Source organism: Citrobacter sp. Cpo032 (assembly GCF_030332975.1).
Classification (GTDB): Bacteria; Pseudomonadota; Gammaproteobacteria; order Enterobacterales; family Enterobacteriaceae; genus Citrobacter; species Citrobacter portucalensis.
Genome location: NZ_JAOWGU010000044.1, coordinates 129,960 through 155,675 on the forward strand (window position 1 = coordinate 129,960; position 25,716 = coordinate 155,675).

Genomic DNA, 25,716 nt, shown 5'->3' on the forward strand with positions numbered 1-25,716 from the left:
CCGTACGGTAATATGTTGCCCTTTCATGAACAGACTGATTTCGATTTATGCCACAAATTTCCCGCTATAGTGACGAACACGTTGAACAACTGCTGAATGAGATGCTCAACGTACTGGAAAAACATAAGGCGCCGACCGACCTTTCCCTGATGGTTCTGGGAAACATGGTGACTAACCTTATCAATACAAGCATCGCACCGGCCCAGCGCCAGGCGATTGCCAACTCTTTTGCCCGCGCATTGCAGTCTTCGGTAAACGACGACCAAGCGCATTAAGAGCCTGCTCCGGGGAAACGAACAACAGTTTATGGTAACTCATCGTCAGCGCTACCGTGAGAAAGTCTCCCAGATGGTTAGCTGGGGGCACTGGTTTGCCTTGTTCAACATTCTGTTGGCCATGGTTCTCGGTAGCCGTTACCTGTTTGTCGCCGACTGGCCGACAACCCTTGCAGGTCGTGTATATTCCTACCTGAGCGTTGTCGGGCATTTTAGCTTTCTGGTGTTTGCCACCTATCTGCTAATCCTGTTTCCCCTGACGTTTATCGTCATGTCCCAGAGGCTGATGAGATTCTTATCAGCTATTCTGGCGACGGCTGGCATGACGCTGTTGTTAATCGACAGCGAAGTTTTCACCCGCTTCCACCTGCACCTCAACCCGATCGTCTGGGAACTGGTCATTAACCCTGACCAGAATGAAGCGGCGCGTGACTGGCAACTGTTGTTTATCAGCGTGCCGGTTATCCTGTTAATAGAAATGTTGTTTGCGACCTGGAGCTGGCAAAAGCTGCGCAGCCTGACGCGTCGTCGCCATTTCGCCAAACCGTTAGCGGCATTCTTCTTCGTTTCTTTTATCACCTCGCATGTGGTGTATATCTGGGCAGATGCCAATTTCTATCGCCCGATTACCATGCAGCGCGCAAACCTGCCACTCTCTTACCCGATGACGGCGCGTAAGTTTCTGGAAAAACATGGCCTGCTGGATGCGCAAGAGTATCAGCGTCGCCTGATCGAACAGGGCAATCCGGAAGCGGTTTCCGTGCAGTACCCGCTCAGCGAACTGCACTATCGCGATATGGGGACCGGCCAGAACGTTCTGCTGATCACCGTAGACGGCCTGAACTACTCACGCTTTGAAAAACAGATGCCTGCGCTGGCTGAGTTTGCCGGGCAGAATATCTCCTTTACGCGTCACATGAGCTCAGGCAACACCACGGATAACGGGATCTTTGGCCTGTTCTATGGTGTATCGCCAAGCTACATGGACGGTATTTTGTCGACCCGAACGCCTGCGGCGCTGATCTCTGCACTGAACCAGCAGGGTTATCAGTTAGGGCTATTCTCCTCGGATGGCTTTACCAGTCCGCTTTATCGTCAGGCGCTACTGTCAGATTTCTCCATGCCGAGCGTGCAAACGCAATCAGACGAACAAACCGCAAGCCAATGGATTAACTGGCTGGGACGCTACGCGCAGGAAGATAATCGCTGGTTCTCCTGGGTCTCCTTTAACGGGACAAACCTTGATGACAGTAACCAGAAGAACTTTGCCAAACGCTACGCCAGCGCCGCTCAGGATGTGGATGCCAATATTAACCGTGTTCTTAGCGCCCTGCGCGACTCGGGTAAACTGGACAACACGGTGGTGATTATTACCGCGGGTCGCGGTGTGCCGCTGACTCAGGAAGAGAACAACTTTGCCTGGTCGCGCGGTCATCTGCAGGTTCCTCTGGTGATTCACTGGCCGGGAACACCTGCCCAGCGTATCAATAGCCTGACCGATCATACAGACCTGATGACGACGCTGATGCAGCGCCTGCTGCATGTCAGCACGCCGGCTAACGAATACTCGCAGGGGCAGGATTTGTTCAATGCTACACGTCGCCATTACTGGGTGACCGCCGCCGACGGCAGCACGATGGCAGTGACTACGCCAGAGATGACGCTGGTGCTGAACAACAACGGAAATTATCAGACCTATGATTTACGTGGCGAGAAAATAAAAGATCAGAAACCGCAGCTCAGCCTGCTGCTACAGGTTCTGACGGATGAGAAACGATTTATTGCTAACTGATTAATTATAAATCAGTTAGTGAGGCATCCTCTTGCATTCGTAGCGGAAAGCAGTAGTATTAGCAGCCATAGCGTCGGCACGTAGCGCAGCCTGGTAGCGCACCGTCATGGGGTGTCGGGGGTCGGAGGTTCAAATCCTCTCGTGCCGACCAAAAATCCCCAAAAAAACCAACCCTTGCGGTTGGTTTTTTTATGTCTGCGATTCCGCATTCCTGAGTTTTACAGCAGCCTTCAGCACAGGTTTTACTACTTACCCATGCACAAATTGGGGTAAAATTCATCCTCTCATCAGCGCGATGAATCTGGACGATTGATGCGCTGAAAACAATAATGATACTAATAAAAGCTCAGGAGAATAGTATGCCTGAAGTAACGCCTTTTCGGGTGCTGATTGTCGACGACCACCCACTCATGCGGCGGGGAATTAGTCAATTATTGCAACTGGATCCCGCATTTGACGTAGTCGCTGAAGCAGGCGACGGCGCAAGTGCTATCGATCTGGCAAACCGTCTGGACCTTGATGTGATCCTGCTGGATCTCAATATGAAAGGTATGAGCGGGCTGGACACCCTGAATGCGCTGCGTCGGGACGGCGTCACCGCGCAAATTATTATTCTTACCGTATCGGATGCCGCCAGCGATGTGTACGCCTTAATTGATGCCGGCGCGGATGGTTATTTACTGAAAGATAGCGATCCCGAAGTCTTGCTGGAAGCCATTCGTAACGGCGCAAAAGGTGGTAAAGCGTTTAGCGCTCGTGTTAGCGAATATCTGCGCGAACGTGACCTGTTTGGTGCGCAGGAAGATCCATTCAGCATTCTCACCGAACGCGAGCTGGATGTGTTACACGAGCTGGCTCAGGGGCTGTCGAATAAACAGATTGCGTCGGTACTGAATATTTCCGAACAGACGGTGAAGGTGCATATTCGTAACCTGCTGCGCAAACTCAACGTGCGTTCTCGCGTTGCTGCCACCATCCTGTTTTTGCAAACACGCGGCATGCAGTAATCAATGAGATGCCGGATGGCGACGCAACAGCGTCTTATCCGGCCTACAAAGCTCGCACAGGCCCGAAAGCAGCATGCCTTCGGGCAATCTGGACTCTTACTTCTCCTGCGGCGTTAGCTGCTCCATCGCCTGCTTAATGCTGCGTTCTATCACCGCCCGACGGGTATCATTGGCCGGTAATAATTTCAGCATCATCTCCCATGCCGCAACCGCCTCACCAAAGCGCTGCTGTTCAAAAGCGTTAAACGCGTACATGCTGAGAACCCGCACGTTGGCATGCTCGCCGCGCACCAGCTGGCGTAACAGCTCCCCTCCCCTGCGATTATCGTCAGGATCGGATGAACGGGTCAGTGCTTCCGCATAACCCAGCGCCGCATCGCTGTTTTTAGGATCCAGTCGATAGGCATTGGCATAGGCTTCAGTGGCCGTACTGGCGTTACCGAGTACCATGCCAATACGCCCAAGCATGATCCAACCTTCAACGTTTGTAGGATCGGCTTGTAAACGCGTGCGCAGTCCCAGCGCCAGACGTGTCATATCTTCTTCATTGAGCGGGTCAGCTTTCGGATCCAACGCGCGTTCCAGCAGCGCCGGAGCCTGAGCGGTGGCCTGCTGCCAGACCTGAACCTGCTTATAGCTGCCGGTTTCATAATAGCTCACCGCGCCAACGATCAGCGCCACCACGATGCCGGGCACAAACAACCCAAATCCACCGCGCTTGCCATCCGGGATAACGTCGTCAGGAAACTCTTCAAGCTTCACCCGGACGCGTCGGCGAGAACGGGCAAAAATAATCCAGCCGCCCAGACCAATCGCTACCACCGGCATCACCCACAAAAGCACAGTAAGCGGCGTCAACGGCGGATCGTAAGTGACAAAGTTGCCGTAGCGCGCCACCATGTAGTCGACAATTTCTTTCTGGCTTTTCCCTTCCTGCATCAGTTCGTACACTTTCTGGCGCAGGTCGGTGGCAATCATCGAGTTAGAATCGGCGATACTGTTGTTCTGACATTTAGGACAGCGCAGCTGTTCGGTAAGCTGACGGAACTGCTGCTCCTGCGCTTCATCCTTAAACTGCATCACATCGATGGTCGCCAGCGCTGATCCCGAGATAACCAGCATCAGCAGGCCCAGTAAAAATCTCATTGCGCAGCCTCCTTACTGTACTTATCCCACAACGGTTTGATCTCGCTCTCCCACACCCTGGCATTCAAATCACCGGCATGGCGATAGCGAATAATACCTTTACCGTCGATCAGGAACGTTTCCGGCGCGCCGTACACGCCAAGATCCAGACCGAGCATACCGTCGCCGTCAAACAGGCTTAATGAGTAAGGATTGCCCAGCTCTTTCAGCCAGACAATGGCTTTCTGACGATCGTCTTTATAGTTCAGACCCACCACCCGCACGCCTTGTGCAGATAGCTGGTTCAGATACTGATGTTCAGCGCGACAGGTCGGGCACCAGGTCGCCCAGACGTTCAGCAGTACCGGTTTGCCCTGGGTCAGCACATCGGCCTGATAATGCTGACCCGGATTCTCCAGCGACTCCAGGCGGAATGTCGGAACGGGTTTGCCGATCAGCGCCGATTCCAGATTCGTGGGATCGTCTCCCTGAGCGTTACGCGCCAGCTGCCACAGCAGCGCCGCAGCAATGATCAGAAAAATAATAAACGGAATTAACAGTGCGTTGCGCTTCATACAGCCTCCGACGCATTTTTTTGCACCGCGGCGCGAGGACGCGCGCGCTGACGATAGCGTGGATCAAACAGGCAGAACAATCCGCCCAGCGCCATCAGCAATCCTCCGGCCCAAATCCAGCGAATAAACGGTTTGTAGTACAGACGCACAGCCCATGCGCCGTTATCCAGTTCTTCACCCAGCGCGGCGTACAGATCGCGCGTGAATCCGCCGTCAATTGCCGCTTCGGTCATCATCGAACTGGTGCTGTTATAGAAGCGTTTTTCCGCATGCAGCGTGGCTTCCGGTTTACCATCTCGGGTAACGCCAATAATGGCGACACCGCCCCGGTAGTTAGGTCCGGTAATATCTTTCACTTCGCGGAACGTGAACTGATAGCTATGGATACTGACGCTATCACCTGCTTTCATACGCACATCGCGTTCAACGCTGTAGTTCTGGCTAAAGGCAATACCGACAATAGTTATCGCCAGCCCAACGTGGCCCGACACCATGCCCCAATAGCTTGGTGTTAACTTCGTTCCGCGGGAAACACGCAGGAATGCTTCGGACATCGCCAGCACGAATATCCAGCATGCCATCGCCAGCCCAACCACCGTCATAGCGGCAATGCGATCCTCAAACAACCACGGCAGCAGCAGCGACAGAACAAGCGTGGTGACAAACGCGATAATCAGTAACGTTTTCAGTTTACGCGGTCGGTCACGGCCCCAGCGCACTAATGGCCCAATACCCAGCAACAGCGCGAACGGCGCCATCAGCCAGGTAAACATGGTGTTGAAGAACGGTTCGCCAATCGAAATACTGCCCAGACCCAGTTGTTTGTGCACCAGCGGCAGCAGCGTGCCCAAAAGCACCACCAGCATGGCGGCAATCAGCAGAACGTTGTTGCCCAACAGCAGAGATTCACGCGACCACAGCGCGTTGTTCACCCGTGAGCGGACCTTGTGACCGCGCACCGCAAACAGCAACAGGGAGCCGCCAATCACCAATACCATAAAGGCCAGAATAAACATCCCGCGCGACGGATCGGAGGCGAAGGCATGCACCGATACCAGCACGCCGGAGCGTACCAGGAAAGTACCCAATAGGCACAGCGAGAATGCGCAGATTGACAGCAGCAGCGTCCAGGCTTTAAAGCTGGCACGCTGTTCGGTTACCGACAGCGAGTGCATCAGCGCCGTTCCCACCAGCCATGGCATAAACGAGGCGTTCTCAACCGGATCCCAGAACCACCAACCGCCCCAGCCCAGCTCGTAATAGGCCCAGGCCGAACCGAGTACAATACCCAGCGTCAGGAACACCCATGCCGCCAGCGTCCACGGACGCGAAAAACGGGCGAAGGTACTGTCCAGTCGTCCGCTCATCAGCGCGGCAATCGCAAACGCGAAGGCCACGGAGAAGCCGACATACCCCATGTACAGCAACGGCGGATGGAAAATCAGTCCCGGATCCTGCAACAGCGGGTTCAGGTCGCGCCCTTCAATAGGGAAGTTGGGCAACGTACGGGCAAACGGGTTGGAGGTAAACAGAATAAACAGCAGAAAGCCAACGCTTACCATCCCCATCACCGCCAGCACGCGGGCAACGATGTCCAGCGGCATACGCTGGCTGAACGCCGCAACGGCGAACGTCCAGCCGCTCATCAGCAGCACCCATAGCAACAGCGAGCCTTCATGAGCCCCCCAGGTTGCCGCGACCCGATACCAGACCGGAAGTTGGGTATTGGAGTTGCTGGCAACGTAGGTGACAGTAAAGTCATTAACCACGAAGGCGTTGACCAGAATCAGGAACGCCCCCATCACGCAGATAAAAAGAACCCAGGCAAAAGGCCGCGCGGAGGCCATCATTCGCACGTCGCCGCGCGCTACGCCCCACAGCGGAAAGACTGACAGTAGTAACGCCACGCCGAGCGCAAGGCACAACAGCGCATTGCCAATTTCAGGCATCATGACGTTTTATCCTTATAAACACTTTCCGGGCGACGATGGTTTTCCTGCATCGCTTTTTCGACTTCCGGCGGGGTGTAATTCTCATCATGTTTGGCAAGAACCTCTTTGGCCTGCACATGATTTCCTTCGTTCAGTTCGCCCTGAACAACAACACCCTGCCCTTCGCGGAACAGATCCGGCAGAATGCCTTCGTAGGTGACATCCACCACACCTTCGGCGTCATAGATACTGAAATTCACCTTCAACGACTGCGGATCGCGCTTTACGCTACCGGGCATCACCATTCCGCCCACGCGCAGGCGCTGACCGACTTCGGGCATCTGCTGCGTTTCGCGCTTACCGTAGAGTATCTCTCCCGGCGTATAGAACAGGTCAATATTAGAACGCAGCGCATAAAGCACCAGCGTAATGGTCAACGCCAGACCCGCCAGTACCGCACAGGCTATCCATAACCGATTTTTACGTCGAATATTCACGCCGCCTCCCGTTGCACTTGCGCCGCACGCATACGCGCTTCTCTCGCCCGCTGCTGCGCTACACCGCGTAAAATTGCGCGATGTTGTAACGTGGAATGCAGTACCAGCACCACCAGCGGGATAACGCTCATCGCTACGGCAAGCCAGACATACAAGGCGTAGCCGCCCATCGCGAAAAAATCACTCCATGATGCAAATGCAGGGGTCATTGGCGGCCTCTTTTTAAGATCAGTTCGCTCACCCACGGGCGGCGTTTTTCCATCATCAAAATCAGGTTACGCATGCGCATCAGCGCCAGCGTGACAAACAGTAACAGATAGCCGACGATTGCCAGACGCAGCGGCGTACGCATCGCCGGATCGATGCTTTGCTGCATGCGGGTAGAACCCTGATGCAGCGTATTCCACCACTCAACCGAGTAGTGGATAATCGGTAAGTTGACCACGCCAATCAGCACCAGAATACCGGCGGCACGACCTGCCAGACGGCGGTCGTCAAAGGCATGCCACAGCGCAATGGCACCCACGTAGAGAAACAACAGTACCAGTTCAGAGGTGAGTCGAGCATCCCAGACCCACCAGGTTCCCCACATCGGTTTGCCCCATGCGGAGCCGGTCACCAGCGCAATAAAGGTAAACACTGCACCAATCGGCGCCATCGCAGCCAGCGCCAAATTGGCCATTTTCATCTGCCAGACCAGGCCGATAAACGCGGCAACAGCCATCGAGGCATAAATGCCCATCGACCAGATTGCCGCCGGAACGTGCAGATAAATAATGCGATAGCTCTGCCCCTGCTGATAATCCGCAGGCGCAAAACCAAAGCCCCAGACCCATCCCGTTATCAGTACCACCGCGCTGGCAATCGCCAGCCACGGGATAAACCAGCCACAGATCTGATAGAGCCGAGGGGGCATCGCCAATTGATGAAGTGTTTTCCACATAGTTCAGTCACCAGACTCCATAAATTAAAATCCGTTGTGCCAGAGCGCCTTGCCCGGCCTACACATCTAATTCTCGTTACTGCACGCTTATCCGTAACGCCGCGGCTGTGGCAAACGGGCTTAACGTGGCGCTGCCGACCAGCAACGCGCCCAGAATTGCCATGTACCCTTCAACCGGTAAGTGCATAGAAGCCGCATCCATCGCGGCGGTTGCAAAAATCAGTAAGGGTATGGTGAGCGGGAGCACCAGCACGCTTAACAACACGCCGCCGCGCTTTAAGCCCACCGTCAGCCCCACACCCGGCGCACCGAGGAAGCCCAGCGTCGGCGTTCCGAGTAACAACGTCAGCGCCATAATTTTCCAGCTGTACATATCCATGCCCAGCAGCAGCGCCACTAGCGGCGAGAGGATCAACAGCGGCAGGCCGGTCACGACCCAGTGCGCCATCACTTTCGCCAGCACCACGGCCGGTAGCGGTAACGGCAGCAGCATCAGTTGCTCAAGGCTGCCGTCCTGCAGATCATCACGAAACAGGCGTTCCAGCGCCAGCAATGACGCCAGCAGCGCCGCAACCCAAATGATGCCCGGCGCAATGCGCGCCAGAAGCTGCGGCTCCGGCCCAATGCTCAGGGGGAACAGCGTAATAACAATCAGGAAGAACCATAAAGGATTGGCGATTTCCGCACTATGACGAAACGCAACTCGCAGTTCTAAACGGAAGATTCGCCACATCATTGCGTTGCCCTCCCGCTGGTCAGCGCAATACGTCGCACTTTATCGGTTTCGACATTAAGCGGCTGGTGGGTGGTGAGAATAACAATACCGCCCTGCTCCGTATGCTGCGCCATACGCTGAGTCAGTCGCTCAACGCCGTTCACATCAATGGCGGTAAAGGGTTCATCGAGGATCCATAGCCGGGCGCGGGTCAGCCACAAACGGGCCAGCGCTACGCGCCGCTGTTGTCCGGCGGAGAGCTGGTTCACCGGAATATCTTCATATCCGGCAAGTCCCGCCTGCGCCAGCGCAGCCAGACACTGTGCAATGTCGCCGTCATGATGGAAGAAACGCAGGTTCTCCAACGCCGAAAGCCGGGTTTTTATCCCCGGCTGATGTCCGATCCACAGCAGTTGCTGATGGTAGCTGTCCCGCACGTGATGCAGCGGCTGCTCTTGCCAGCAAACCTCCCCTGCATCGGGACGCGCCAGCCCGGTAAGCAACCGCAGCAGAGTGGTTTTCCCTGCGCCGTTGCTGCCGGTAATTTGTACCCATTCCCCTGCGTTGACGCGAAATGACAGATTGCTGAACAGAATTCTGTCATCTCTCTCGCAAAGTAATTCTCTGGCTTCAAGCATACCTGGTTATCTACATCCTGTTAAAAGCCCGGTTTGACTTCGCGCATATCAGGCAGTTTGTGCGCTATCCCTTTATGACAGTCAATACAGGTTTGCCCGTCTTTCACGGCCTGGTCGTGCATTTTGGCCGCAACGCCTTTCTGGGCGGTTAAATCCATAAACTCGAAGTTGTGACAGTTTCGGCACTCTTGCGAATTATTATCTTTCATACGCCGCCACTCATTTTGCGCCATCGTTAGACGATGGTCTTCAAATTTCTGCGGTGTATCTATCAGCCCCAGTGCTTTCGCGTACAGCTCTTTACTGGCCTTGATCTTACGGATCATTTTCGGGCCCCACTCATGGGGGACGTGGCAATCAGGGCAAGTCGCTCGCACACCACTGCGGTTGTTGTAGTGTACGGTTTCCATGTATTCCTGGTATACCGTATTGCGCATTTCGTGACAGCTAATGCAGAACTCTTCTGTATTGGCCTTTTCCATACCGGTATTAAAGCCGCCCCAGAAAATAATGCCGCCCACAAAGCCGATTAACAACAGCGTGCCGAGCGCCAGACGGCTGGGGCGACGCCACCATTGCCAGACGCGCTTAATCCAGCCTGGTTTACGGTTAGAATTTTCCATAATGACCTCTTATTTCCCGTAACCTTTCGAGGGGGTGAAGGTATTTTCAACAATCGGCGCGGCGTCAGCCTGCGGAACGTGACATTGCAGGCAGAAATAACGACGCGGCGCAACTTCAGCCAATACCTTGCCGTCGCTGTCCATAAAGTGCGTCGGACTGATGCGCGGCGCACCGGTGGTGCGATAGCTTTCCACACCGTGGCATTGCAGGCAGCGGTTAGTGTTGGTCGTCACCTGATACCCTTCAACGCTATGCGGAATCATCGGCGGCTGATTCACATAGTTCAGCGGCATGCGCTCTTGCTCTTTCGGCATGCGAATCGCCCCTTCTTGTGTTCCTGAGACTTCCGGTGACTGGCTCAGATCCACTCCATTTGCAGCCCAAACGGCCCCACTGACGACCAGGGCAAGCAGGGCCGTCCATTGACACAGCGTCTTAATCAGGTCATGGCTTTTCATGATTTCGCTCCCGAACTCCATCGTGTTGTTATTGTAAAAACATCCTCAGAACAGACATCCACGCAGCGACCGCAGGCCATGCAATCGCGGCTGGTTACCTGCACCGGACTTTGCTCATCCAGCACCGGCGCACGTAGCACATGCGGTTCCGGGCAAACATGAAAACAATCCATACAGCGGTTACATCTGTTACGTTCTTTTGCCGAAACGGTTAATGCCCCTTTGCTTCCCACCACGCTATACAGCGCACCCAGTGGGCAAAGATGCCCGCACCAGCCATGCTCAACGACCAGTAAATCAAATAAAAACAGCGCGAGGATCAGCAACGCTCCGCTACCGAATCCCATTACCAGGCTCCGTCCAAGCAGAGAGACTGGATTTATCCACTCCCACAACAGCGTACCGGTCAAGGCGGAACCGACCAGGATAACCACCAGCAGGACGTACCGTATATGGCGCGGCAGAGTTGCGGACTGATTCAGGTCAAACCTTCTGCGCAACCAACTGGCTAAATCGGTAACCGGGTTCATGGGACAAACCCAGCTACAAAACAGCCGCTTACCGGCCAGGGCATACAGCACCGTGATGATAGCTGCTCCCGTTAACGCCACCGTCGCCGGCAGATGCCCGCTGGCCAGGCTTTGCAGAGTAATCAGCGGATCGGTGAACGGGATAGCGTCCAGCAACAGGCTGCTACTGTAGTTGCCATGCAGGATCCACACGCCAAGCCACGGGCCGCTGAGGAACATCGCCAGTATCAGAAACTGACTCAAACGACGCAGCAGCAGCCAGCGATGACTCTTCCACCATCCTTTTTTTGCCTGCGCTTCACGCCCGGCATCACGTTTACGATTTGCCATTGTTCCCCTCCAGCCAACCGAAGCGGTAATGGTGTCCTAACTCCCCTTTCGCCAGCGACAGCGGCAGCACTTTTATTGCTGGCTGTTCCAGTACGCAGACTTTTTCGCATTTCCCACAGCCGGTACAGGCATCGCTGTGCACGGTCGGAATAAACCGCGCATGCTTGCCGGTACGCATATTGCGGTCCAGCTCCAGGGTGATCGCCTCATCAATTTTCGGGCACTCGCGATAGCAAACGTCGCAGCGTAATCCCTGATAGTTGAGGCAGTTTTCGTGATCCAGCAGTACCGCCAGCCCCATACGCGAATCGTCAATGGATTCAATTTCCCTGTCCAACGCGCCGCTCGGGCAGACTTTGGCACACGGAATGTCCTCACACATTTCGCAGGGAATATCACGGGCGACAAAATATGGCGTACCGGCCGCCAGCCCGGAGGCCAGCGTTGCCAGCTTCAGCGTGTCATAGGGACATGCCTGAACGCACTGACCACAACGTACGCAGGCGCTGGCGAATGCCTCCTCGCTCAGTGCACCTGGCGGGCGCAACCGCACGCCGGTTGCGCGTGCGGTTTGTTGTTGCAACCCCAGCGCCACGCCAACGACGGCCAGCCCGCCCGCTGCGCGAACCATATCGCGCAGAAAGCGGCGGCGGCCATTTTGGGGTTTTGCTGACCGGGACATAACGCGTTACACCTTCGCCAGTTTCACGGCGCACTTCTTGAAATCCGTCTCTTTGGAGAGCGGATCCGTCGCATCCAGCGTCAGGTTGTTCACCAACTGTGCGGCATCGAAGAACGGCATGTACACCAGCCCCTGCGGCGGACGGTTACGACCGCGTGTTTCAACAATCGAAATCACTTCGCCACGACGGGAAATCACTTTGACCTTATCGCCACGGCGCAGATCGCGTGCTTTTGCATCCAGCGGGTGGATAAACAGCACGGCTTCCGGGAAAGCACGGTGCAGTTCAGGCACACGACGCGTCATACTGCCGGTATGCCAGTGTTCCAGCACACGTCCGGTAGACAGCCACAGGTCATATTCTTTATCCGGCGCTTCAGCAGCAGGCTCAAATGGCAGCGCGAAGATAACCGCTTTACCGTCCGGTTTACCGTAGAACTTGTAGCTTTCACCTGCTTTCACGTAAGGGTCGTTGCCTTCGCTGTAGCGCCACTGGGTCTCTTTACCCTCAACGACCGGCCAGCGTAAACCGCGCGCTTTGTGGTAATCGTCAAATGGCGCAAGATCGTGCCCGTGACCGCGGCCAAACCAGGCGTACTCTTCGAACAAGCCTTTTTGCAGATAGAAGCCCAGCTCGCGGGATTCATCGTTCAGTTGATCTTCAGCCAGTTCAGTCACTGGGAATTTCGTTACTGCTGGCGTAGCAAACAGCACGTCATACAGCGTTTTACCGCGCAGTTCCGGTTTTTGTGCCAGCAGCTCTTCCGGCCATACTTCTTCTGTTTTGAAGCGACGAGAGAATTGCACCAGTTGCCACAGATCCGATTTCGATTCGCCCGGCGCTTTAATTTGCTGACGCCAGAACTGTGTACGGCGTTCCGCGTTCCCGTAGGCGCCTTCTTTCTCTACCCACATCGCGGTCGGCAGGATCAGGTCAGCCGACAGGGCGCTGATCGTCGGGTACGGATCGGAGACGATGATGAAGTTACGCGGATCGCGCCAGCCCGGCATACGCTCTTCGTTGATGTTCGGACCGGCCTGCATGTTGTTAGTACACATCGCCCAGTAGACATTGAGCTTGCCATCTTTCAGCGCGCGGTCTTGCGCCACGGCGTGCAGACCAACTTTTGCCGGAATGGTCCCTGACGGAATATTCCAGTGCTTCTCACAGATATCGCGGTGTTTTTCGTTCGTTACCACCATGTCCGCAGGCAGACGGTGGGAGAACGTACCGACTTCACGCGCGGTGCCGCACGCTGAAGGCTGGCCGGTCAGAGAGAACGGGCCGCAGCCTGGCTGGGAGATTTTGCCAGTCAGCAAGTGCAGGTTATAGACCAGGTTGTTGGCCCACACGCCGCGGGTGTGCTGGTTAAAGCCCATCGTCCAGTAGGAGATGACTTTTTTCTTCGGATCGGCATACAGCTGCGCCAGCTGTTCCAGCTGATCTTTCGGCACACCGGTCATTTCGGCGGTTTTATCCAGCGTGTACTCAGCAACGAAGGCTTTGTAATCCTCAAAGCTCATCGGTTCAGAAGCATCGGATCCCGGGTTTTTCGCCGCTTTTTCCAGCGGATGGGTTGGACGCAGACCGTAGCCGATGTCCGTCACGCCTTTACGCAGGTTAACGTGCTTGCTAAAGAAATCCTGGTTAATCGCATTGTTTTGAATAATGTAGTTCGCGATGTAGTTGAGGATCACCAGATCGGTTTGCGGCGTGAAGACCATACCGTTATCCGCCAGCTCAAAGCTGCGGTGCTGGAAGGTGGAAAGAACCGCGACGTTAACATTAGGATCGGACAGACGACGGTTGGTGATGCGCGACCACAGGATCGGGTGCATCTCTGCCATATTCGCGCCCCACAGGACGAAGGCATCCGCATGTTCGATATCGTCATAGCAGCCCATCGGTTCATCCATACCGAAGGTACGCATAAAACCGACTACCGCTGAGGCCATGCAGTGACGTGCGTTCGGGTCGATGTTATTGGAACGGAAACCCGCTTTAAACAATTTGGCAGCGGCATAACCTTCCCAAATCGTCCACTGGCCAGAGCCGAACATACCGATAGACTCCGGGCCTTTCTCTTTCATCGACGTTTTGAATTTCTCTTCCATCACGTCAAATGCCTGGTCCCAGCTAATCGGGGTGAACTCGCCTTCTTTGTGATACTTGCCGTCTTTCATGCGCAGCATCGGCTGCGTTAAACGGTCTTTTCCGTACATGATTTTCGGCAGGAAGTAACCTTTGATGCAGTTAAGCCCACGGTTAACCGGCGCATCCGGATCGCCCTGGCATGCCACAACACGCCCTTGCTGCGTTCCGACCAATACGCCACAGCCTGTCCCGCAAAAACGGCACGGGGCTTTGTCCCATTTGATGGCTTCTTGCTGACCGACTACCGCGCGGGCAACGCCCGGCACGCTTAACCCGGCAGCCGCCGCAGCGGCCGCAACGGCGTTAGCTTTCATAAAGCTACGACGACTGAGTTTCATGGTGTTTCCTCACCTTGCTCATCCTGCTGGTGGTAAACCAGCGACACCGCCAGTACGCCCGCAACGTTGCGTACTGACTCAATTGTTTTCATTAGCGTTTCACTTTGCTCAGCTTCCACCACCACAATCAACTGACCACTTTCCACATCGCTGAGTGCAACTTCGCAACCGGGAAAAGAACGCAACTGCGTGGCGATATCGTTGATATGCTGGCTTTTGGCCTGAACGACCAGGCTGCAGACCTGCCAGTTATTGTCCATGGTTGTACTCCGCGTTAATGGCTGATACCGGGCAGATAGCGACACAGGCGCCACATCCGTTACAGTCCTGATTGTCGAGCTGCGGCTGATAAATGCCGGAAAGCGTGGGGCGAAAGGTTATTGCCATGGGCTCACAGCTATCCTGACAGCGGTGACATTCAACGGACTGATGTGCGAGACAGTTTTCCCCAATCGTAAAATTCAGATCCCATGCCCTGGTGTGGCGCGGAAGAAAAAGTGATTCGGGACAGGCTTCTGCGCAGGCATAGCAAAAGCTGCACTCGCCGTGTTTGAAATTTACGCTCGGGTAACCACCCTGGCCTCGCTGCAGGATGTCGGTTTCGCACGCCAGGATGCAGGCGTCACAACGGAGGCAATGGGCCAGAAAGTGAGAGTCTTCCTTGCTCCACGGCGGACGAATCCCTGCGCTGGCGTTTCGCCAACTGCCTGTCAACATGCCTCGACGGGATAAATCAACCATGACATTGTCCTTCCATAATGACGCCCTCCCTCGGCGGGTTGAACGACATAAAAAACTGCACTATTTATGAGTAGTTATTTTTAGCCGTAAGATATTTCAGGATGTGTTAGAGGTGCATACCCCAATTGGGGTAAATGCTGTTGCCGGATCAAAGGAGTGTTGAGTTGGCGGGAAAAAATGCGCTTTTGCTCACATTTCAATGAGTTATATAACAATGTATATAACGACTTACTCAAAAAGACAAAGATCTCAATATTAGGATAATTCCTAGGATATATCGCTATCATGGCAACGAAACCATACCTAATACACTTTAAATATAAGTAAATCCAGATTAATAGATTATCCAAATATGTTAACCTGCTACAGACTCGTTCATAAGACAGAAGAAAGGAAACACTGTGAACAATAAGATGAAGACAATTGTCCCTGCCGTACTTTTCGCCGCCTTTGCCAGCACCTCTGCATGGGCTGCCAGTAACGATACCGCCGCTCAGCCGCTGGAAAAAGTCGCCCCTTATCCCAAGGCGGAAAAGGGTATGAAGCGCCAGGTTATCCAGCTTACCCCTGAGAAAGATGAATCTACTCTGAAAGTAGAACTGCTGATCGGACAAACGCTGGAAGTTGACTGTAACCAACACCGCCTGGGCGGAGAACTGGACAGCAAAACGCTGGAGGGTTGGGGATATGACTACTATGTCTTTGACAAAGTTACGTCTCCGGTTTCAACCATGATGGCCTGCCCGGACGGTAAGAAAGAGAAGAAATTCATTACTGCGCATCTGGGTGATGACGGCATGCTGCGTTACAACAGCAAGTTGCCGATTGTGGTCTATACCCCGGAAAACGTGGACGTTAAATACCGTATCTGGAAAGCGGAAGACAAAATTCAGGACGCAGTCGCGCGCTAAGTGAGAATGTGCCGGATGGCAGCGTACCGCCTTATCCGGCCTACAGACGCATAAACAATGCCGGATAAGCGCAGCAGCGCCATCCGGCATTTTATTTTACAGCGCGATATCCGCGACGGCTTTCTGTTCAGGCTGCGGTTGTGCCTGAGGTTTCAGCTGTGGTTTCGGCGCTTCATCAGCAACCTGCGGCTTGTCATATTTCAGACCCAGAACCTCACTGGTGTACTGCAGCTCTTGTTCCGTAGCCTCAACGTTACCGTTCAGCTTAGTACCATAAGACGGAATAATGGTTTTCAGCTTCGCCTGCCACTCGGGGCTGGCTACTTTATCTTTAAACACTTTTTCCATCAGATGCAGCATGATCGGTGCCGCGGTTGATGCGCCCGGAGAAGCTCCCAGCAGCGCTGCAATCGTGCCTTCTTTATCGCTGACGACTTCAGTGCCCAGACGCAGCACGCCGCCCTTCTCCGCATCGCTTTTGATGATCTGCACACGCTGGCCAGCCTGCCATAAACGCCAGTCTTCTTTTTTCGCCTGCGGATAGTACTCTTGCAGCGCAGCAAAACGGTCGTCGTCGCTGAGCATCACCTGGCTCACCAGATATTTCACCAGATCGAAGTTATCCAGACCCACGTTGACCATCGGCATAAAGTTTGAGGTGGTGGTCGAGCTGAGCAGATCCCACAATGAACCATTCTTCAGGAACTTGGTGGAGAATGTCGCGAATGGCCCAAACAGCACAACGCGCTTGCCATCAAGGATACGGGTGTCGATATGCGGTACAGACATCGGCGGCGCGCCAACGGAGGCCTGACCGTACACTTTCGCCAGGTGGCGATTGACCACATCCGGGTTTTCCGCAACCAGGAACTGCCCGCCCACCGGGAATCCGGCATAGCCTTTCGCTTCCGGAATGTCGGTTTCCTGCAACAGCTTCAGCGCAGCGCCACCGGCACCGATAAAGACAAATTTCGCCTTGATATCGTGTTCCGCTTCGTTATTTTTCAGATCGGCGACTGTGACAGTCCAGCTATTATCGGCATTACGCTTAAAGCCACGCACTTCGGTGCTCAACTGCAGCGCAAAGTTGGGCTTTTTCTGCAATGAGGTAATCAGTTGGCGGGTGATTTCGCCGTAATTCACGTCAGTACCAATCTCGGTACGCGTTGCCGCGACTTTCTGCTGCGGATCGCGACCTTCCATGACCAGCGGCGCCCACTCTTTGATCTGCGCGTGGTCTTCTGAATAGCGCATACCACGGAACAGCGTGCTCTGCTGCAGTGCGGTGTAACGGGCACGCAGGAAGTTCACGTTCTCGTCACCCCAGACAAAACTCATGTGCGGAACGGTGGTGATAAAAGAGCGTGGTTCATGCATTACGCCATTATTGACCTGATAGGCCCAAAACTGGCGGGAAATCTGGAAGGCTTCGTTAATTTCGACTGCCTTTTCAATGCTGATGCTACCGTCGGCCTTTTTAGGCGTGTAGTTCAGCTCCATCAGTGCGGAGTGGCCGGTTCCGGCGTTATTCCAGCCGTTTGAGCTTTCCTGCGCTACACCATCCAGTCGCTCAACCATGGTCATTGACCATTGCGGCTCCAGCTCCTGTAAATAGGTTCCCAGCGTGGCGCTCATGATGCCGCCGCCAATCAACAGTACATCCGTTTCCTGCTCTTCCGCCGCTTTCGCTTTTGCCGCCATCGAGACAACATTCAGCCCAACGGCCATGGTGAAGAGCATGGCAGTCACTTTTTTCATAATGTTAATGCCTTACTTTTAGTATCGCTTTTTTGCTTTTAATGCAGGTGAAAATCGAGCGGCACCAACGGTAACACTTAAGTAAAAATAATTAAATAAAGTTTATAAATTATATTTAATTTTTAAAAATGTTATTAATACGTTGATAGCTTATGCGGTTATTGACAATCATTTCTGGAAACCGGTCCATCTGACGGGTACTATGCTGCGCTTTGCTATTCACCGCACGGATGCCTGTCGGTCTGCTGTATCAGGCCATTTTTGACCTGAGTGTAACTATGTCTGCAACTCAACATTCCTCTGCCACAGTCTCGGAACACACGACCCGCGCCGTGCTCCGCCAACCCCGTCTGCTGGTGCGCGAAACGCTGGCCGGTGTGGTAACCGCCTTGGCGCTGATCCCGGAAGTAATCTCGTTTTCCGTGATCGCAGGCGTTGATCCTAAAGTCAGTCTGATCGCCTCCGTCGTACTGTGCCTGGCGATGTCTTTTTTAGGCGGTCGTCCCGCAATGGTTACCGCCGCTGCAGGATCGGTCGCGCTGGTGATTGGTCCGATGGTGCATCAACACGGCGTGCAATATATCCTGCCTGCAGTGGTGCTGGCCGGGATGATTCAGATCCTGTTTGGTGTATTGGGAATGGCACGTCTGATGCGATTCATCCCTACGGCCGTGATGACCGGCTTTGTTAACGCGCTGGGGATATTGATTTTCTTTGCCCAGGTCCCGCATTTCTGGGGCAAAAGCCCGCTCATCTGGGGGCTGTTTGTCCTGACGCTGCTGATTGTGCTGTGGGTTCCGCGGTTTATTAAAGCAATCCCCGCACCGCTTATCGCCATCGTGCTGCTAACCGTGTTCACTGTCACCAGCGGGCAACTGTTACCGACCGTCGGTGATGAAGGTTCAATGAGCGGCGGACTGCCGGTTTTCACCCAGTTGTTGGTTCCGCTCAACCTGCAAACGCTGGCGATTATCTGGCCCTGCGCGCTGAGCATCGCTTTTGTTGGTTTGATGGAGTCGCTGTTAACCGCCCGTCTGGTGGATGACCTGACGGTGACGCCGTCGAATAAGAATCGCGAAAGCACCGGACTGGGGATTGCCAATATTTTGGCCGGATTTTATGGCGGTATTGCCGGGTGCGCAATGATTGGTCAAACCATCGTTAACGTCGAGATGGGTAAAGGACGCAGCCGCGTCTCGACGTTTGCCGCCGGACTGGTGCTGTTGCTGCTGGTCACCGCGTTAAGCGAAGTGATGGCGAAAATACCCATGTCGGTGCTGGCGGGGATTATGGTGATTGTGGCGGTGAAAACCTTCAGTTGGCACAGCATCCAGCCCGCCACGCTGACGAAACTGCCCGTCACTGAAACGCTGGTGATGCTGGTGACCGTCGCTGCCACGGTTTCTACCGGCAACCTGGCGATTGGCGTGGTTGCCGGGGTGATAACGATGCTCATTCTGCCGCGTATCGTCAGACGCAAACGGGCGACTACATCAGAAACAGCGTTGCCAGACCGAGAAAAATAAAGAAACCACCAGTATCAGTGATAGCGGTTATCATGACGCTCGAGCCGACCGCCGGGTCGCGCCCGAGCTTCACCATCGTCATCGGAATGATAACCCCCATCAACGCCGCCATCAGCAGATTGAGCATCATCGCCAGAGTCATCACACCACCGAGCGCCATATCATCGTACAGCCACCAGGTAATGCCGCCCATAATCCCACCCCACACGAGGCCATTGATTAGCGCCACGCCCATCTCGCGCAGGATGAGAAACGTCAGGTTCCCCGGCTGAATATTTTGCAGCGCCAGCGCGCGGACGATCATAGTGATAGTTTGATTCCCGGTATTGCCGCCGATACCCGCCACAATCGGCATCAACGAGGCCAGCGCCACCAGTTGCGAAATCGTATGTTCAAAACCGTCGATCACCCGCGAGGCGATAAAGGCGGTACAGAGGTTAACGGCCAACCACGCCCAGCGGGTTTTTACCGCTTTGGTAACAGGCGCAAACACGTCCTCTTCGGCGCTTAAGCCCCCCATTCGACGCAGATCGGTGTCGGTTTCTTCATAGACAACGTCGACGATCTCATCGATGGTTAAACGGCCCATCAGTTTACCGGAAGGGTCAACCACCGCGGCGCTGACCAGGTTGTCGCGTTCGAAGGTACGCGCAGCGTTTTCGGCGATATCTTCAGGAGAAAAGGTGAGCGGGTCATCTTCCATCACCTCGCTGACTTTTCGCTGCACATCATTGAGTAAAATGCAGGTTAGCGTCAGTTCGCCAACCAGCACTTTATTGCGATCGGTCACGAAAAGTTTATCGGTGTTCTCCGGCATTTTCCCCAACCGCCGCAGGTAGCGTTGCACCACTTCCAGCGTCACGTCCGGACGCACGGTGATGACTTCGAACTCCATGATCGCGCCGACGCTATTCTTCTCGTAGTGCAGCACCTGGCGGACGCGCGTCCGCTCCTCTGCCGGTAACGTCGCCAGCAGACGACCGGTAAGGTTACGAGGCAAATGCTGCACCAGGTAAATCTGTTCATCGATATCGAGATATTGCAGCGCATCCAGCAGCTCGCGGTCGCTCATCTCATCGATCAGGTCGTCCCAGACGTTTTCAGACGCCTCAAGCAAGACGTTACCGCGCTTTTCATTTTCGACCAGTCGCCACAGGGCGTGGCGCTCTTCAGAGGGCAAAGCTTCGAGGGTATCGGCGAGGTCAGGCGGTGGCAGGTGGGCCACCAGCGCCCCTACCTCAGCAATATCGTCGGCTAACGTACCGACGTCATATTGCTCAGCCAGGGTAAGCTTGCCCAACAGCGTTGATATAATGGCTTTATCAGTGGTCAGCAGCCAGATGAGGCGCGCACGCTCTTCATCACGCAGTCTGGCGCTGTTTTTGTTTATTACAGACATTAATCATAAATCCATGATATGAAATATCATTAATCATGATGCCGATTTATGTAAATAACAATAAACAGTGCCGCCGGGTGGCTAAAAAACCGGCGGCACGAAGGATCAGGCTGTGCGAGCCACCGCGTCGCGCGAGGCGGCGTCACGTTCATCGCCCAACAGTTCACTCAACTGTCCGTTACGCATTTCCAGTAGACGATCAGCGTGAATAAAATAGTGATCGTCGTGGCTGATGGCGAAAATGGTTTTCCCCATTTCCTGCATCAAAGGCAATAGCACCTGATAGAACTCCCGGCGGAAATGGGGATCCTGATCGGCAGCCCATTCATCCAGCAGAATGATGTCGCGCTCCTCCGCCAGGGCCAGCAGCAGCGCCACGCGTTTCTTCTGCCCTTTCGACAGCTTCAGATTGAGGATACGACCATCGCTCAGCTCCAGCTTATGACCCATCTTCAGATGTTCCAGCCACTTCGCGACCAGTTGCGGATTAGCCTCTTTACCTTCCGGCCCCAGCAGTTTGTCGAACAGCCAGACATCGGTAAACACGGCGGAGAATAGCTTGCGGTAGTCTTCTGGTTTTTCAACGGCAACGGCCTTACCATCAAGCAATATTTCGCCTGACTGCGGCTGGTATAGACCGGTCAGTAACATCGCCAGCGTAGATTTTCCGCTACCGTTACCGCCAATCAGAAAGATCAGTTCACCGCGATGAATCGTCAGATTCACCGGCCCTACGGAAAACGCATTATCCTGATAGTGGAAAACCACGTTGCGCAGCTCCAGCGTTTGCCAGTTGGGAAACGCGGTTGGGCGTGGGAATTCGGCCTTAAAAGGTGCCAGTGCGAATTTATTCAGCTTGTTGAACGCCACCTGCGCGGTAAGCAGCGTCGGCAGCGCGCCAACGGCAGAGAGCAACGGTGTTCGCAGGAATAACAGCGTCAGAGAATAGGTCGCTGCCACGGCGGTATCAGCCCATCCCAGACTGTTAGCCATCCAGAACACCAGGCCAATGGCACCCAGCATCATAATGTTCGACCAGTTAACCGCGCTCAGGTGGAAGGTATCGGCACGGATAATATGGTGGCGATACTCTTTGGCATCCGGGACGTACATCTGATTAAAGATATGCTCGGCGCGCTCGCGGTTAAGCGTCAGCTCTTTGCGCCCTTCCAGCACCGTCTGATAATCGTTGTACAACTTGTCTTCAGTTTCGCGCAAGGTGGCCATGTGTTTATACACCCGCGCCACCAGCACAAATCCGCCCCAGATGGTGATTGCCATCCAGATTGCCGTTACCAGTAGCATTTTGGTCGACAGCATCGCCAGATACACCGCCGATCCTATGGTCAGGATAATCCCCTGCACCAGCTCAGGCAGACGAACAAAGGCGATGGTGATGTTGCGGATATCACTGGTTAAACCGGCCAGCAACGAGGCGCTGCCAAGCTGTTCAATACGCTCGACGTGAGTATCCAGAATTCGTTTGATAAATTCGCTACGCAGGCGGTAGACAAAGTGGTGACCCAGCGTGGTCAACGCCAGCTGAGAACCGAGGGTGACAACCATCAACAACAGCAGCAGGCCAAGAAACTCCGGTAGCACCATCAGCGTGGTGTCGACCGTTTCGATCAAGCGCTGGTTGATAAACGCAATCAGCCCAATCCCCAACGCGGCGCTGGCGAGGCTGAGCGCCATCACGCTGATAAATGGCCAGCGATACTGCCGCCAGACAAGAAGTAAAAGTTCCATGCACACAACCCGGACAAGTAATAACAGCCCGCAGTTTAAACATCTCTTCGCTGACAGCAATAATAATTCTTATTTTTATTCTTTTTTACCTGCCTGGCGAAAAGTCAGATTGTAACGACAGTCTCCGGTCAACGGATGATAGCCCGTCTTAAGCGGCTGGATCCCATGATAAAACAGCCGCGAATTACCGCCCCACACCACGACATCGCCGTGTTCCAGCAGTAAACGCTTTAAAGGGTCATTACGGCGCAAGCCGCCAAATTGAAAGATGGCTGGTAGCCCCAGCGATACAGAGACAATTGGCGCCCGCAGGTCGGGCTCGTCTTTATCCTGATGTAAGGACAGTTTTGCCCCTGGCGTGTAGCGGTTAATCAGGCAGGCATCGGGTTGAAAATCAGCATAGCCCGCCGCCGTCGCCGCCTGTTGGCACAGATCAGCGAACGCATCCGGCAGCGGCGGCCAGTGCGTGCCGGTGAGTGGATCAAACGGAGAATAAAGATAGCCATGCTGATCCGTCGTCCAGCCCAGATGGCCGCAGTTGGTCATCGCCACCGACATCGTATAGCCGCCGGGCGTCACCATCTGGCGAAACGGCGACTGTCTGGCGACAGCCGCTATCGCCTGCAGTAAAGAGGGCGCAGAGTCAAAAGCGAAACGTCGCAGAATAACCGCACCTGACGCCAGCGGCTCCTGCCAGGGTTTCGCATCCGCAAAGAGATCGAGCATTATGTTTCCTCGCCAGTAGCTTCCCGTTGCAGTAGCTGCGCCTTGCGCGCAATACCCCATCGGTAGCCCGAAAGTGCGCCATCGCCACGGATCACCCGGTGACACGGGATAACAATCGCCAGTTTGTTGGCCCCACAGGCACTGGCCACCGCGCGCACCGCCTTCGGTTTGCCGATGGCGCTGGCCAGCTGTTGGTAGCTCACTGTTTCGCCGCACGGAATTGTGCGCAGCGCCTGCCACACTTGCTGCTGAAATGCGGTGCCCCGGATATCCAGGGGTAGCGATAGCGACGCGTCACGCGAATTAATCGCTACGATCACTTCGCGCACGCGCTGCTGAAAATTGGCATCTGCAGGAACATCCTGCGCGGCGGGAAACAGCGCATGAAGATCCGCAACCAACGTAGCGTCATCATCGCCAAGCAAGATCGCGCAGATACCCCGCTCGCTTTCCGCCACCAGACAGCGACCCAGAGCGCAATCTGCGAGGGTATAGCGTACAGAAACGTTGTCGCCACCTTTACGAAATTGCTTTGCCGTCATGCCTAATGCTTGATCGGCTTTGCGATAGTAGCTGCTGCTGTCGGGGAATCCGGCGTTGAGAATCGCCTGTGTAACCGGAACACCTTTCGCCAGGGCATCGCGCAGACGGCGAGCACGCCATGATTGTTGCCACACTTTCGGGGTCATGCCCGTCGTGGCTTTGAACAGACGATGCAAGTGATACGGGCTCATTGCCACCTGCTGTGCCAGCTCGTCCAGCGTAAGAGGTGACTCTTGCTCCAACAACTGACAGGCGCGGGCAATTTTGTCCAGCCGATGCTGTTGCGCGCTGTCTTTATCCGGCTGGCAGCGCTTACAGGGGCGAAACCCGGCATCCTGTGCCTGCTGGGCATCGGCGAAAAAACGGACATTTTTGCGCAGCGCATGTTTTGCCCGACAGGACGGACGGCAGAAAATACCGGTGGTCTGGACGGCAAAAACAAACTGACCGTCGGCGTTAACGTCGCGATCCACAACGGACTGCCAACGGTCATCGTCAGTGATGCGTAAACGATTTTTCATTTCGGACTCCTTTGTTAAGCATAGCGCTTAGCCTCAGTGTGTCCCCATCGTCGGGCATAAAAACCCGCAATCTTGCTTTTTAATTTTTTTCGCTGACCAGAAAGCTATTAAACTGCGGCGACATCCAGGTTTTAAACCCCTCGCCCTCTTTCACAATCATATAGACCGCCAACCCTTCACGACGCACGACTTCTTTGGCCTTTTCCGGGCCGAGCACCATCAATCCGGTATCCCAGCCATCGGCCTCCAGCGCCGTTGGCGCAATCACCGTTACGGACACCAAATTATGTTCGATCGGGCGACCGGTTTGCGGGTCGATAACATGGGAAAGGCGCTTACCGTCCAGCTCATAATAGTTCCGGTAGCTGCCGGAGGTGCTAATGCCGTGCCCGTTAATGTCGACAATCGCCTGCACCGCGTTTTCACGATCTGTGGGTTTCTGGATCGCCACTCGCCACGGATGCCCTTCAGCATTCATTCCTCTGCTGTTCAGTGCACCACCAACGGAAACCAGATAACGGGCGATCCCTTCTTGCTCCATCAATCGAGCCAGATGATCGGCGGCGTACCCTTCACCAACGGTAGAGAGATCCACATACAGATCCGGCAAGTCTTTTTGCAGGTAGTTCTGATGCGCTTCATTCACGACTTTCAGATGAGAAAGCCCGGTTTGCGCTTTTGCAGCGTCAATTTGCCCTTGGGTGGGAATATGCAACGGTTGCTGATCCGGGCCAAAGCCCCACAGGTTGACTAACGGCCCCACGGTGATATCCATGGCCCCATCGGTTTTTGCACCAATGCGTAGCGCCGAAGTCACGATATCCGCCATGGCGTCGTTAACCGGCCACGGCGACAGACTTTTCGACAGGTTAAAGCGCATTAACGCAGAATCGTTTTTATAGGTGGAGAGCAGTTGATCATCGGCATCAAGCTGAGTCTGGATCTTGGCCTGCAGTTCCCTGGCGCGTTTGGCATCTACGCCTACCGCACTGACCCGCCAGAAAGTGCCCATCGTTTTACCTTCCAGAACGATGGCAGGTGTTGTGGTCTGAGCAGGTTTCGGGGCCTCATCGCACCCGACAAAAAAGATCGTCACAGCCAGCAGTGCTGCGCGATAAAAATTCATTTCCATACGTAATTATCCTCATGCGAACGGGCGCAAGAGTACACCAAAAATCGTTGTTTGTACGGCGAAAAAACGGTATTAAAAAAGGCCCCGCAGGGCCT

At 54.6% G+C, this 25,716-nt stretch carries 26 protein-coding genes and 1 tRNA gene; 6 read left to right on the forward strand and 21 right to left on the reverse strand.

All coding sequences use genetic code 11. The features are described 5' to 3' along the window. Positions 1 to 47: 47 nt before the first annotated feature. The 4 genes from OGY33_RS11790 to narP all read left to right on the forward strand — a co-directional run bounded on the left by OGY33_RS11790 (position 48) and on the right by narP (position 3,074). Entirely contained in the window at positions 48 to 275 is a 228-nt protein-coding gene (locus tag OGY33_RS11790; RefSeq protein ID WP_003027506.1) for a YejL family protein, read from the forward strand. 31 nt (positions 276 to 306) lie between these two features. Then, positions 307 to 2,067 (forward strand): LPS biosynthesis-modulating metalloenzyme YejM, encoded by a 1,761-nt coding sequence (gene yejM, locus OGY33_RS11795; RefSeq protein ID WP_191238280.1) that lies wholly within the window; start codon positions 307 to 309, stop codon positions 2,065 to 2,067. Between the two features lie 74 nt (positions 2,068 to 2,141). Then, positions 2,142 to 2,218 (forward strand) — tRNA-Pro (locus OGY33_RS11800). 208 nt (positions 2,219 to 2,426) lie between these two features. After that, on the forward strand, positions 2,427 to 3,074 hold the full coding sequence (narP, locus tag OGY33_RS11805) for a nitrate/nitrite response regulator protein NarP (RefSeq protein ID WP_003834605.1): 648 nt from the start codon (positions 2,427 to 2,429) through the stop codon (positions 3,072 to 3,074). A 96-nt stretch (positions 3,075 to 3,170) separates the two neighbouring features. Here narP and OGY33_RS11810 read toward each other — a convergent pair whose 3' ends face one another. The 15 genes from OGY33_RS11810 to napF all read right to left on the reverse strand — a co-directional run bounded on the left by OGY33_RS11810 (position 3,171) and on the right by napF (position 15,356). Further along, complete coding sequence (locus OGY33_RS11810; RefSeq protein WP_048215894.1) at positions 3,171 to 4,220, reverse strand: cytochrome c-type biogenesis protein CcmH; 1,050 nt, start codon at positions 4,218 to 4,220, stop codon at positions 3,171 to 3,173. Further along, positions 4,217 to 4,774, reverse strand: coding sequence for a thiol:disulfide interchange protein DsbE (dsbE, locus tag OGY33_RS11815; protein WP_003834613.1), 558 nt, complete (start codon positions 4,772 to 4,774; stop codon positions 4,217 to 4,219). The genes OGY33_RS11810 and dsbE overlap by 4 nt, the downstream gene beginning before the upstream one ends. After that, complete coding sequence (locus OGY33_RS11820) at positions 4,771 to 6,726, reverse strand: heme lyase CcmF/NrfE family subunit (RefSeq protein ID WP_103014193.1); 1,956 nt, start codon at positions 6,724 to 6,726, stop codon at positions 4,771 to 4,773. Before OGY33_RS11820 ends, dsbE begins: the two co-directional genes overlap by 4 nt. Continuing rightward, entirely contained in the window at positions 6,723 to 7,202 is a 480-nt protein-coding gene (gene ccmE, locus OGY33_RS11825) for a cytochrome c maturation protein CcmE (RefSeq protein WP_016150677.1), read from the reverse strand. The genes OGY33_RS11820 and ccmE overlap by 4 nt, the downstream gene beginning before the upstream one ends. After that, positions 7,199 to 7,411 carry a heme exporter protein CcmD gene (ccmD, locus tag OGY33_RS11830; RefSeq protein ID WP_048215892.1) on the reverse strand — a complete coding sequence of 71 codons (213 nt, stop codon included), beginning with the start codon at positions 7,409 to 7,411 and terminating at the stop codon, positions 7,199 to 7,201. Before ccmD ends, ccmE begins: the two co-directional genes overlap by 4 nt. After that, entirely contained in the window at positions 7,408 to 8,145 is a 738-nt protein-coding gene (locus tag OGY33_RS11835) for a heme ABC transporter permease (RefSeq protein WP_003027538.1), read from the reverse strand. The genes ccmD and OGY33_RS11835 overlap by 4 nt, the downstream gene beginning before the upstream one ends. Positions 8,146 to 8,221: 76 nt before the next feature. Further along, on the reverse strand, positions 8,222 to 8,881 hold the full coding sequence (gene ccmB / locus OGY33_RS11840) for a heme exporter protein CcmB (protein ID WP_048215891.1): 660 nt from the start codon (positions 8,879 to 8,881) through the stop codon (positions 8,222 to 8,224). Continuing rightward, a complete protein-coding gene (gene ccmA, locus OGY33_RS11845) occupies positions 8,878 to 9,498 on the reverse strand; it encodes a cytochrome c biogenesis heme-transporting ATPase CcmA (protein WP_191238279.1) in 621 nt (206 codons plus the stop codon). The genes ccmB and ccmA overlap by 4 nt, the downstream gene beginning before the upstream one ends. A 20-nt stretch (positions 9,499 to 9,518) precedes the next feature. Beyond that, positions 9,519 to 10,121, reverse strand: a complete 603-nt coding sequence (gene napC / locus OGY33_RS11850) for a cytochrome c-type protein NapC (protein WP_003027548.1) — start codon at positions 10,119 to 10,121, stop codon at positions 9,519 to 9,521. Positions 10,122 to 10,130: 9 nt separating this feature from the next. Further along, a complete protein-coding gene (gene napB / locus OGY33_RS11855) occupies positions 10,131 to 10,580 on the reverse strand; it encodes a nitrate reductase cytochrome c-type subunit (protein WP_048215889.1) in 450 nt (149 codons plus the stop codon). Then, positions 10,577 to 11,440, reverse strand: coding sequence for a quinol dehydrogenase ferredoxin subunit NapH (gene napH, locus OGY33_RS11860; RefSeq protein ID WP_003027552.1), 864 nt, complete (start codon positions 11,438 to 11,440; stop codon positions 10,577 to 10,579). Before napH ends, napB begins: the two co-directional genes overlap by 4 nt. Beyond that, the gene (gene napG / locus OGY33_RS11865) at positions 11,427 to 12,122 is read right to left on the reverse strand and encodes a ferredoxin-type protein NapG (RefSeq protein ID WP_003834629.1); all 696 of its coding nucleotides are present in this window, start codon (positions 12,120 to 12,122) and stop codon (positions 11,427 to 11,429) included. Before napG ends, napH begins: the two co-directional genes overlap by 14 nt. Positions 12,123 to 12,128: 6 nt before the next feature. Further along, positions 12,129 to 14,615 (reverse strand): nitrate reductase catalytic subunit NapA, encoded by a 2,487-nt coding sequence (gene napA / locus OGY33_RS11870; protein WP_008785300.1) that lies wholly within the window; start codon positions 14,613 to 14,615, stop codon positions 12,129 to 12,131. Further along, on the reverse strand, positions 14,612 to 14,875 hold the full coding sequence (napD, locus tag OGY33_RS11875) for a chaperone NapD (RefSeq protein ID WP_003027560.1): 264 nt from the start codon (positions 14,873 to 14,875) through the stop codon (positions 14,612 to 14,614). The genes napA and napD overlap by 4 nt, the downstream gene beginning before the upstream one ends. Further along, a complete protein-coding gene (napF, locus tag OGY33_RS11880; protein ID WP_191238278.1) occupies positions 14,865 to 15,356 on the reverse strand; it encodes a ferredoxin-type protein NapF in 492 nt (163 codons plus the stop codon). The genes napD and napF overlap by 11 nt, the downstream gene beginning before the upstream one ends. Before the next feature lie 413 nt (positions 15,357 to 15,769). On the opposite strand from napF, the gene eco reads away from it, so the two are divergent. After that, on the forward strand, positions 15,770 to 16,267 hold the full coding sequence (eco, locus tag OGY33_RS11885) for a serine protease inhibitor ecotin (RefSeq protein WP_048216405.1): 498 nt from the start codon (positions 15,770 to 15,772) through the stop codon (positions 16,265 to 16,267). A 96-nt stretch (positions 16,268 to 16,363) separates the two neighbouring features. On the opposite strand, the gene mqo is transcribed toward eco, so the two are convergent. Continuing rightward, complete coding sequence (gene mqo / locus OGY33_RS11890; protein WP_003834639.1) at positions 16,364 to 18,025, reverse strand: malate dehydrogenase (quinone); 1,662 nt, start codon at positions 18,023 to 18,025, stop codon at positions 16,364 to 16,366. Between the two features lie 278 nt (positions 18,026 to 18,303). Between mqo and OGY33_RS11895 the strand changes: the two genes are divergently transcribed. Further along, a complete protein-coding gene (locus OGY33_RS11895; protein WP_191238277.1) occupies positions 18,304 to 19,551 on the forward strand; it encodes a SulP family inorganic anion transporter in 1,248 nt (415 codons plus the stop codon). Here the strand turns inward: OGY33_RS11895 and mgtE are convergent. The 5 genes from mgtE to apbE all read right to left on the reverse strand — a co-directional run bounded on the left by mgtE (position 19,514) and on the right by apbE (position 25,621). Continuing rightward, positions 19,514 to 20,950: a magnesium transporter gene (gene mgtE, locus OGY33_RS11900; RefSeq protein WP_008785304.1), complete on the reverse strand. Its 1,437-nt coding sequence runs from the start codon at positions 20,948 to 20,950 to the stop codon at positions 19,514 to 19,516. The two genes, OGY33_RS11895 and mgtE, sit on opposite strands and share 38 nt — an antisense overlap. 105 nt (positions 20,951 to 21,055) lie before the next feature. Further along, the gene (locus OGY33_RS11905) at positions 21,056 to 22,699 is read right to left on the reverse strand and encodes a multidrug ABC transporter permease/ATP-binding protein (protein WP_191238276.1); all 1,644 of its coding nucleotides are present in this window, start codon (positions 22,697 to 22,699) and stop codon (positions 21,056 to 21,058) included. A gap of 75 nt (positions 22,700 to 22,774) precedes the next feature. Further along, the gene (gene alkB / locus OGY33_RS11910; protein WP_048224665.1) at positions 22,775 to 23,425 is read right to left on the reverse strand and encodes a DNA oxidative demethylase AlkB; all 651 of its coding nucleotides are present in this window, start codon (positions 23,423 to 23,425) and stop codon (positions 22,775 to 22,777) included. Further along, positions 23,425 to 24,489 carry a bifunctional DNA-binding transcriptional regulator/O6-methylguanine-DNA methyltransferase Ada gene (gene ada / locus OGY33_RS11915; protein ID WP_103014191.1) on the reverse strand — a complete coding sequence of 355 codons (1,065 nt, stop codon included), beginning with the start codon at positions 24,487 to 24,489 and terminating at the stop codon, positions 23,425 to 23,427. Before ada ends, alkB begins: the two co-directional genes overlap by 1 nt. A 79-nt stretch (positions 24,490 to 24,568) precedes the next feature. After that, entirely contained in the window at positions 24,569 to 25,621 is a 1,053-nt protein-coding gene (apbE, locus tag OGY33_RS11920) for an FAD:protein FMN transferase ApbE (RefSeq protein WP_048224669.1), read from the reverse strand. Between the last annotated feature and the right edge of the window lie 95 nt (positions 25,622 to 25,716).

Excerpts from the sequence above, each read along its gene's own strand:
- OGY33_RS11790 (WP_003027506.1), top strand. The coding sequence starts at position 48 with ATGCCACAAATTTCCCGCTATAGTGACGAACACGTTGAACAACTGCTG.
- yejM (WP_191238280.1), top strand. The coding sequence starts at position 307 with ATGGTAACTCATCGTCAGCGCTACCGTGAGAAAGTCTCCCAGATGGTT.
- narP (WP_003834605.1), top strand. The coding sequence starts at position 2,427 with ATGCCTGAAGTAACGCCTTTTCGGGTGCTGATTGTCGACGACCACCCA.
- OGY33_RS11810 (WP_048215894.1), bottom strand. The coding sequence starts at position 4,220 with ATGAGATTTTTACTGGGCCTGCTGATGCTGGTTATCTCGGGATCAGCG.
- dsbE (WP_003834613.1), bottom strand. The coding sequence starts at position 4,774 with ATGAAGCGCAACGCACTGTTAATTCCGTTTATTATTTTTCTGATCATT.
- OGY33_RS11820 (WP_103014193.1), bottom strand. The coding sequence starts at position 6,726 with ATGATGCCTGAAATTGGCAATGCGCTGTTGTGCCTTGCGCTCGGCGTG.
- ccmD (WP_048215892.1), bottom strand. The coding sequence starts at position 7,411 with ATGACCCCTGCATTTGCATCATGGAGTGATTTTTTCGCGATGGGCGGC.
- OGY33_RS11835 (WP_003027538.1), bottom strand. The coding sequence starts at position 8,145 with ATGTGGAAAACACTTCATCAATTGGCGATGCCCCCTCGGCTCTATCAG.
- ccmB (WP_048215891.1), bottom strand. The coding sequence starts at position 8,881 with ATGATGTGGCGAATCTTCCGTTTAGAACTGCGAGTTGCGTTTCGTCAT.
- ccmA (WP_191238279.1), bottom strand. The coding sequence starts at position 9,498 with ATGCTTGAAGCCAGAGAATTACTTTGCGAGAGAGATGACAGAATTCTG.
- napC (WP_003027548.1), bottom strand. The coding sequence starts at position 10,121 with ATGGAAAATTCTAACCGTAAACCAGGCTGGATTAAGCGCGTCTGGCAA.
- napB (WP_048215889.1), bottom strand. The coding sequence starts at position 10,580 with ATGAAAAGCCATGACCTGATTAAGACGCTGTGTCAATGGACGGCCCTG.
- napH (WP_003027552.1), bottom strand. The coding sequence starts at position 11,440 with ATGGCAAATCGTAAACGTGATGCCGGGCGTGAAGCGCAGGCAAAAAAA.
- napG (WP_003834629.1), bottom strand. The coding sequence starts at position 12,122 with ATGTCCCGGTCAGCAAAACCCCAAAATGGCCGCCGCCGCTTTCTGCGC.
- napA (WP_008785300.1), bottom strand. The coding sequence starts at position 14,615 with ATGAAACTCAGTCGTCGTAGCTTTATGAAAGCTAACGCCGTTGCGGCC.
- napD (WP_003027560.1), bottom strand. The coding sequence starts at position 14,875 with ATGGACAATAACTGGCAGGTCTGCAGCCTGGTCGTTCAGGCCAAAAGC.
- napF (WP_191238278.1), bottom strand. The coding sequence starts at position 15,356 with ATGGTTGATTTATCCCGTCGAGGCATGTTGACAGGCAGTTGGCGAAAC.
- eco (WP_048216405.1), top strand. The coding sequence starts at position 15,770 with ATGAAGACAATTGTCCCTGCCGTACTTTTCGCCGCCTTTGCCAGCACC.
- mqo (WP_003834639.1), bottom strand. The coding sequence starts at position 18,025 with ATGAAAAAAGTGACTGCCATGCTCTTCACCATGGCCGTTGGGCTGAAT.
- OGY33_RS11895 (WP_191238277.1), top strand. The coding sequence starts at position 18,304 with ATGTCTGCAACTCAACATTCCTCTGCCACAGTCTCGGAACACACGACC.
- mgtE (WP_008785304.1), bottom strand. The coding sequence starts at position 20,950 with ATGTCTGTAATAAACAAAAACAGCGCCAGACTGCGTGATGAAGAGCGT.
- OGY33_RS11905 (WP_191238276.1), bottom strand. The coding sequence starts at position 22,699 with ATGGAACTTTTACTTCTTGTCTGGCGGCAGTATCGCTGGCCATTTATC.
- alkB (WP_048224665.1), bottom strand. The coding sequence starts at position 23,425 with ATGCTCGATCTCTTTGCGGATGCGAAACCCTGGCAGGAGCCGCTGGCG.
- ada (WP_103014191.1), bottom strand. The coding sequence starts at position 24,489 with ATGAAAAATCGTTTACGCATCACTGACGATGACCGTTGGCAGTCCGTT.
- apbE (WP_048224669.1), bottom strand. The coding sequence starts at position 25,621 with ATGGAAATGAATTTTTATCGCGCAGCACTGCTGGCTGTGACGATCTTT.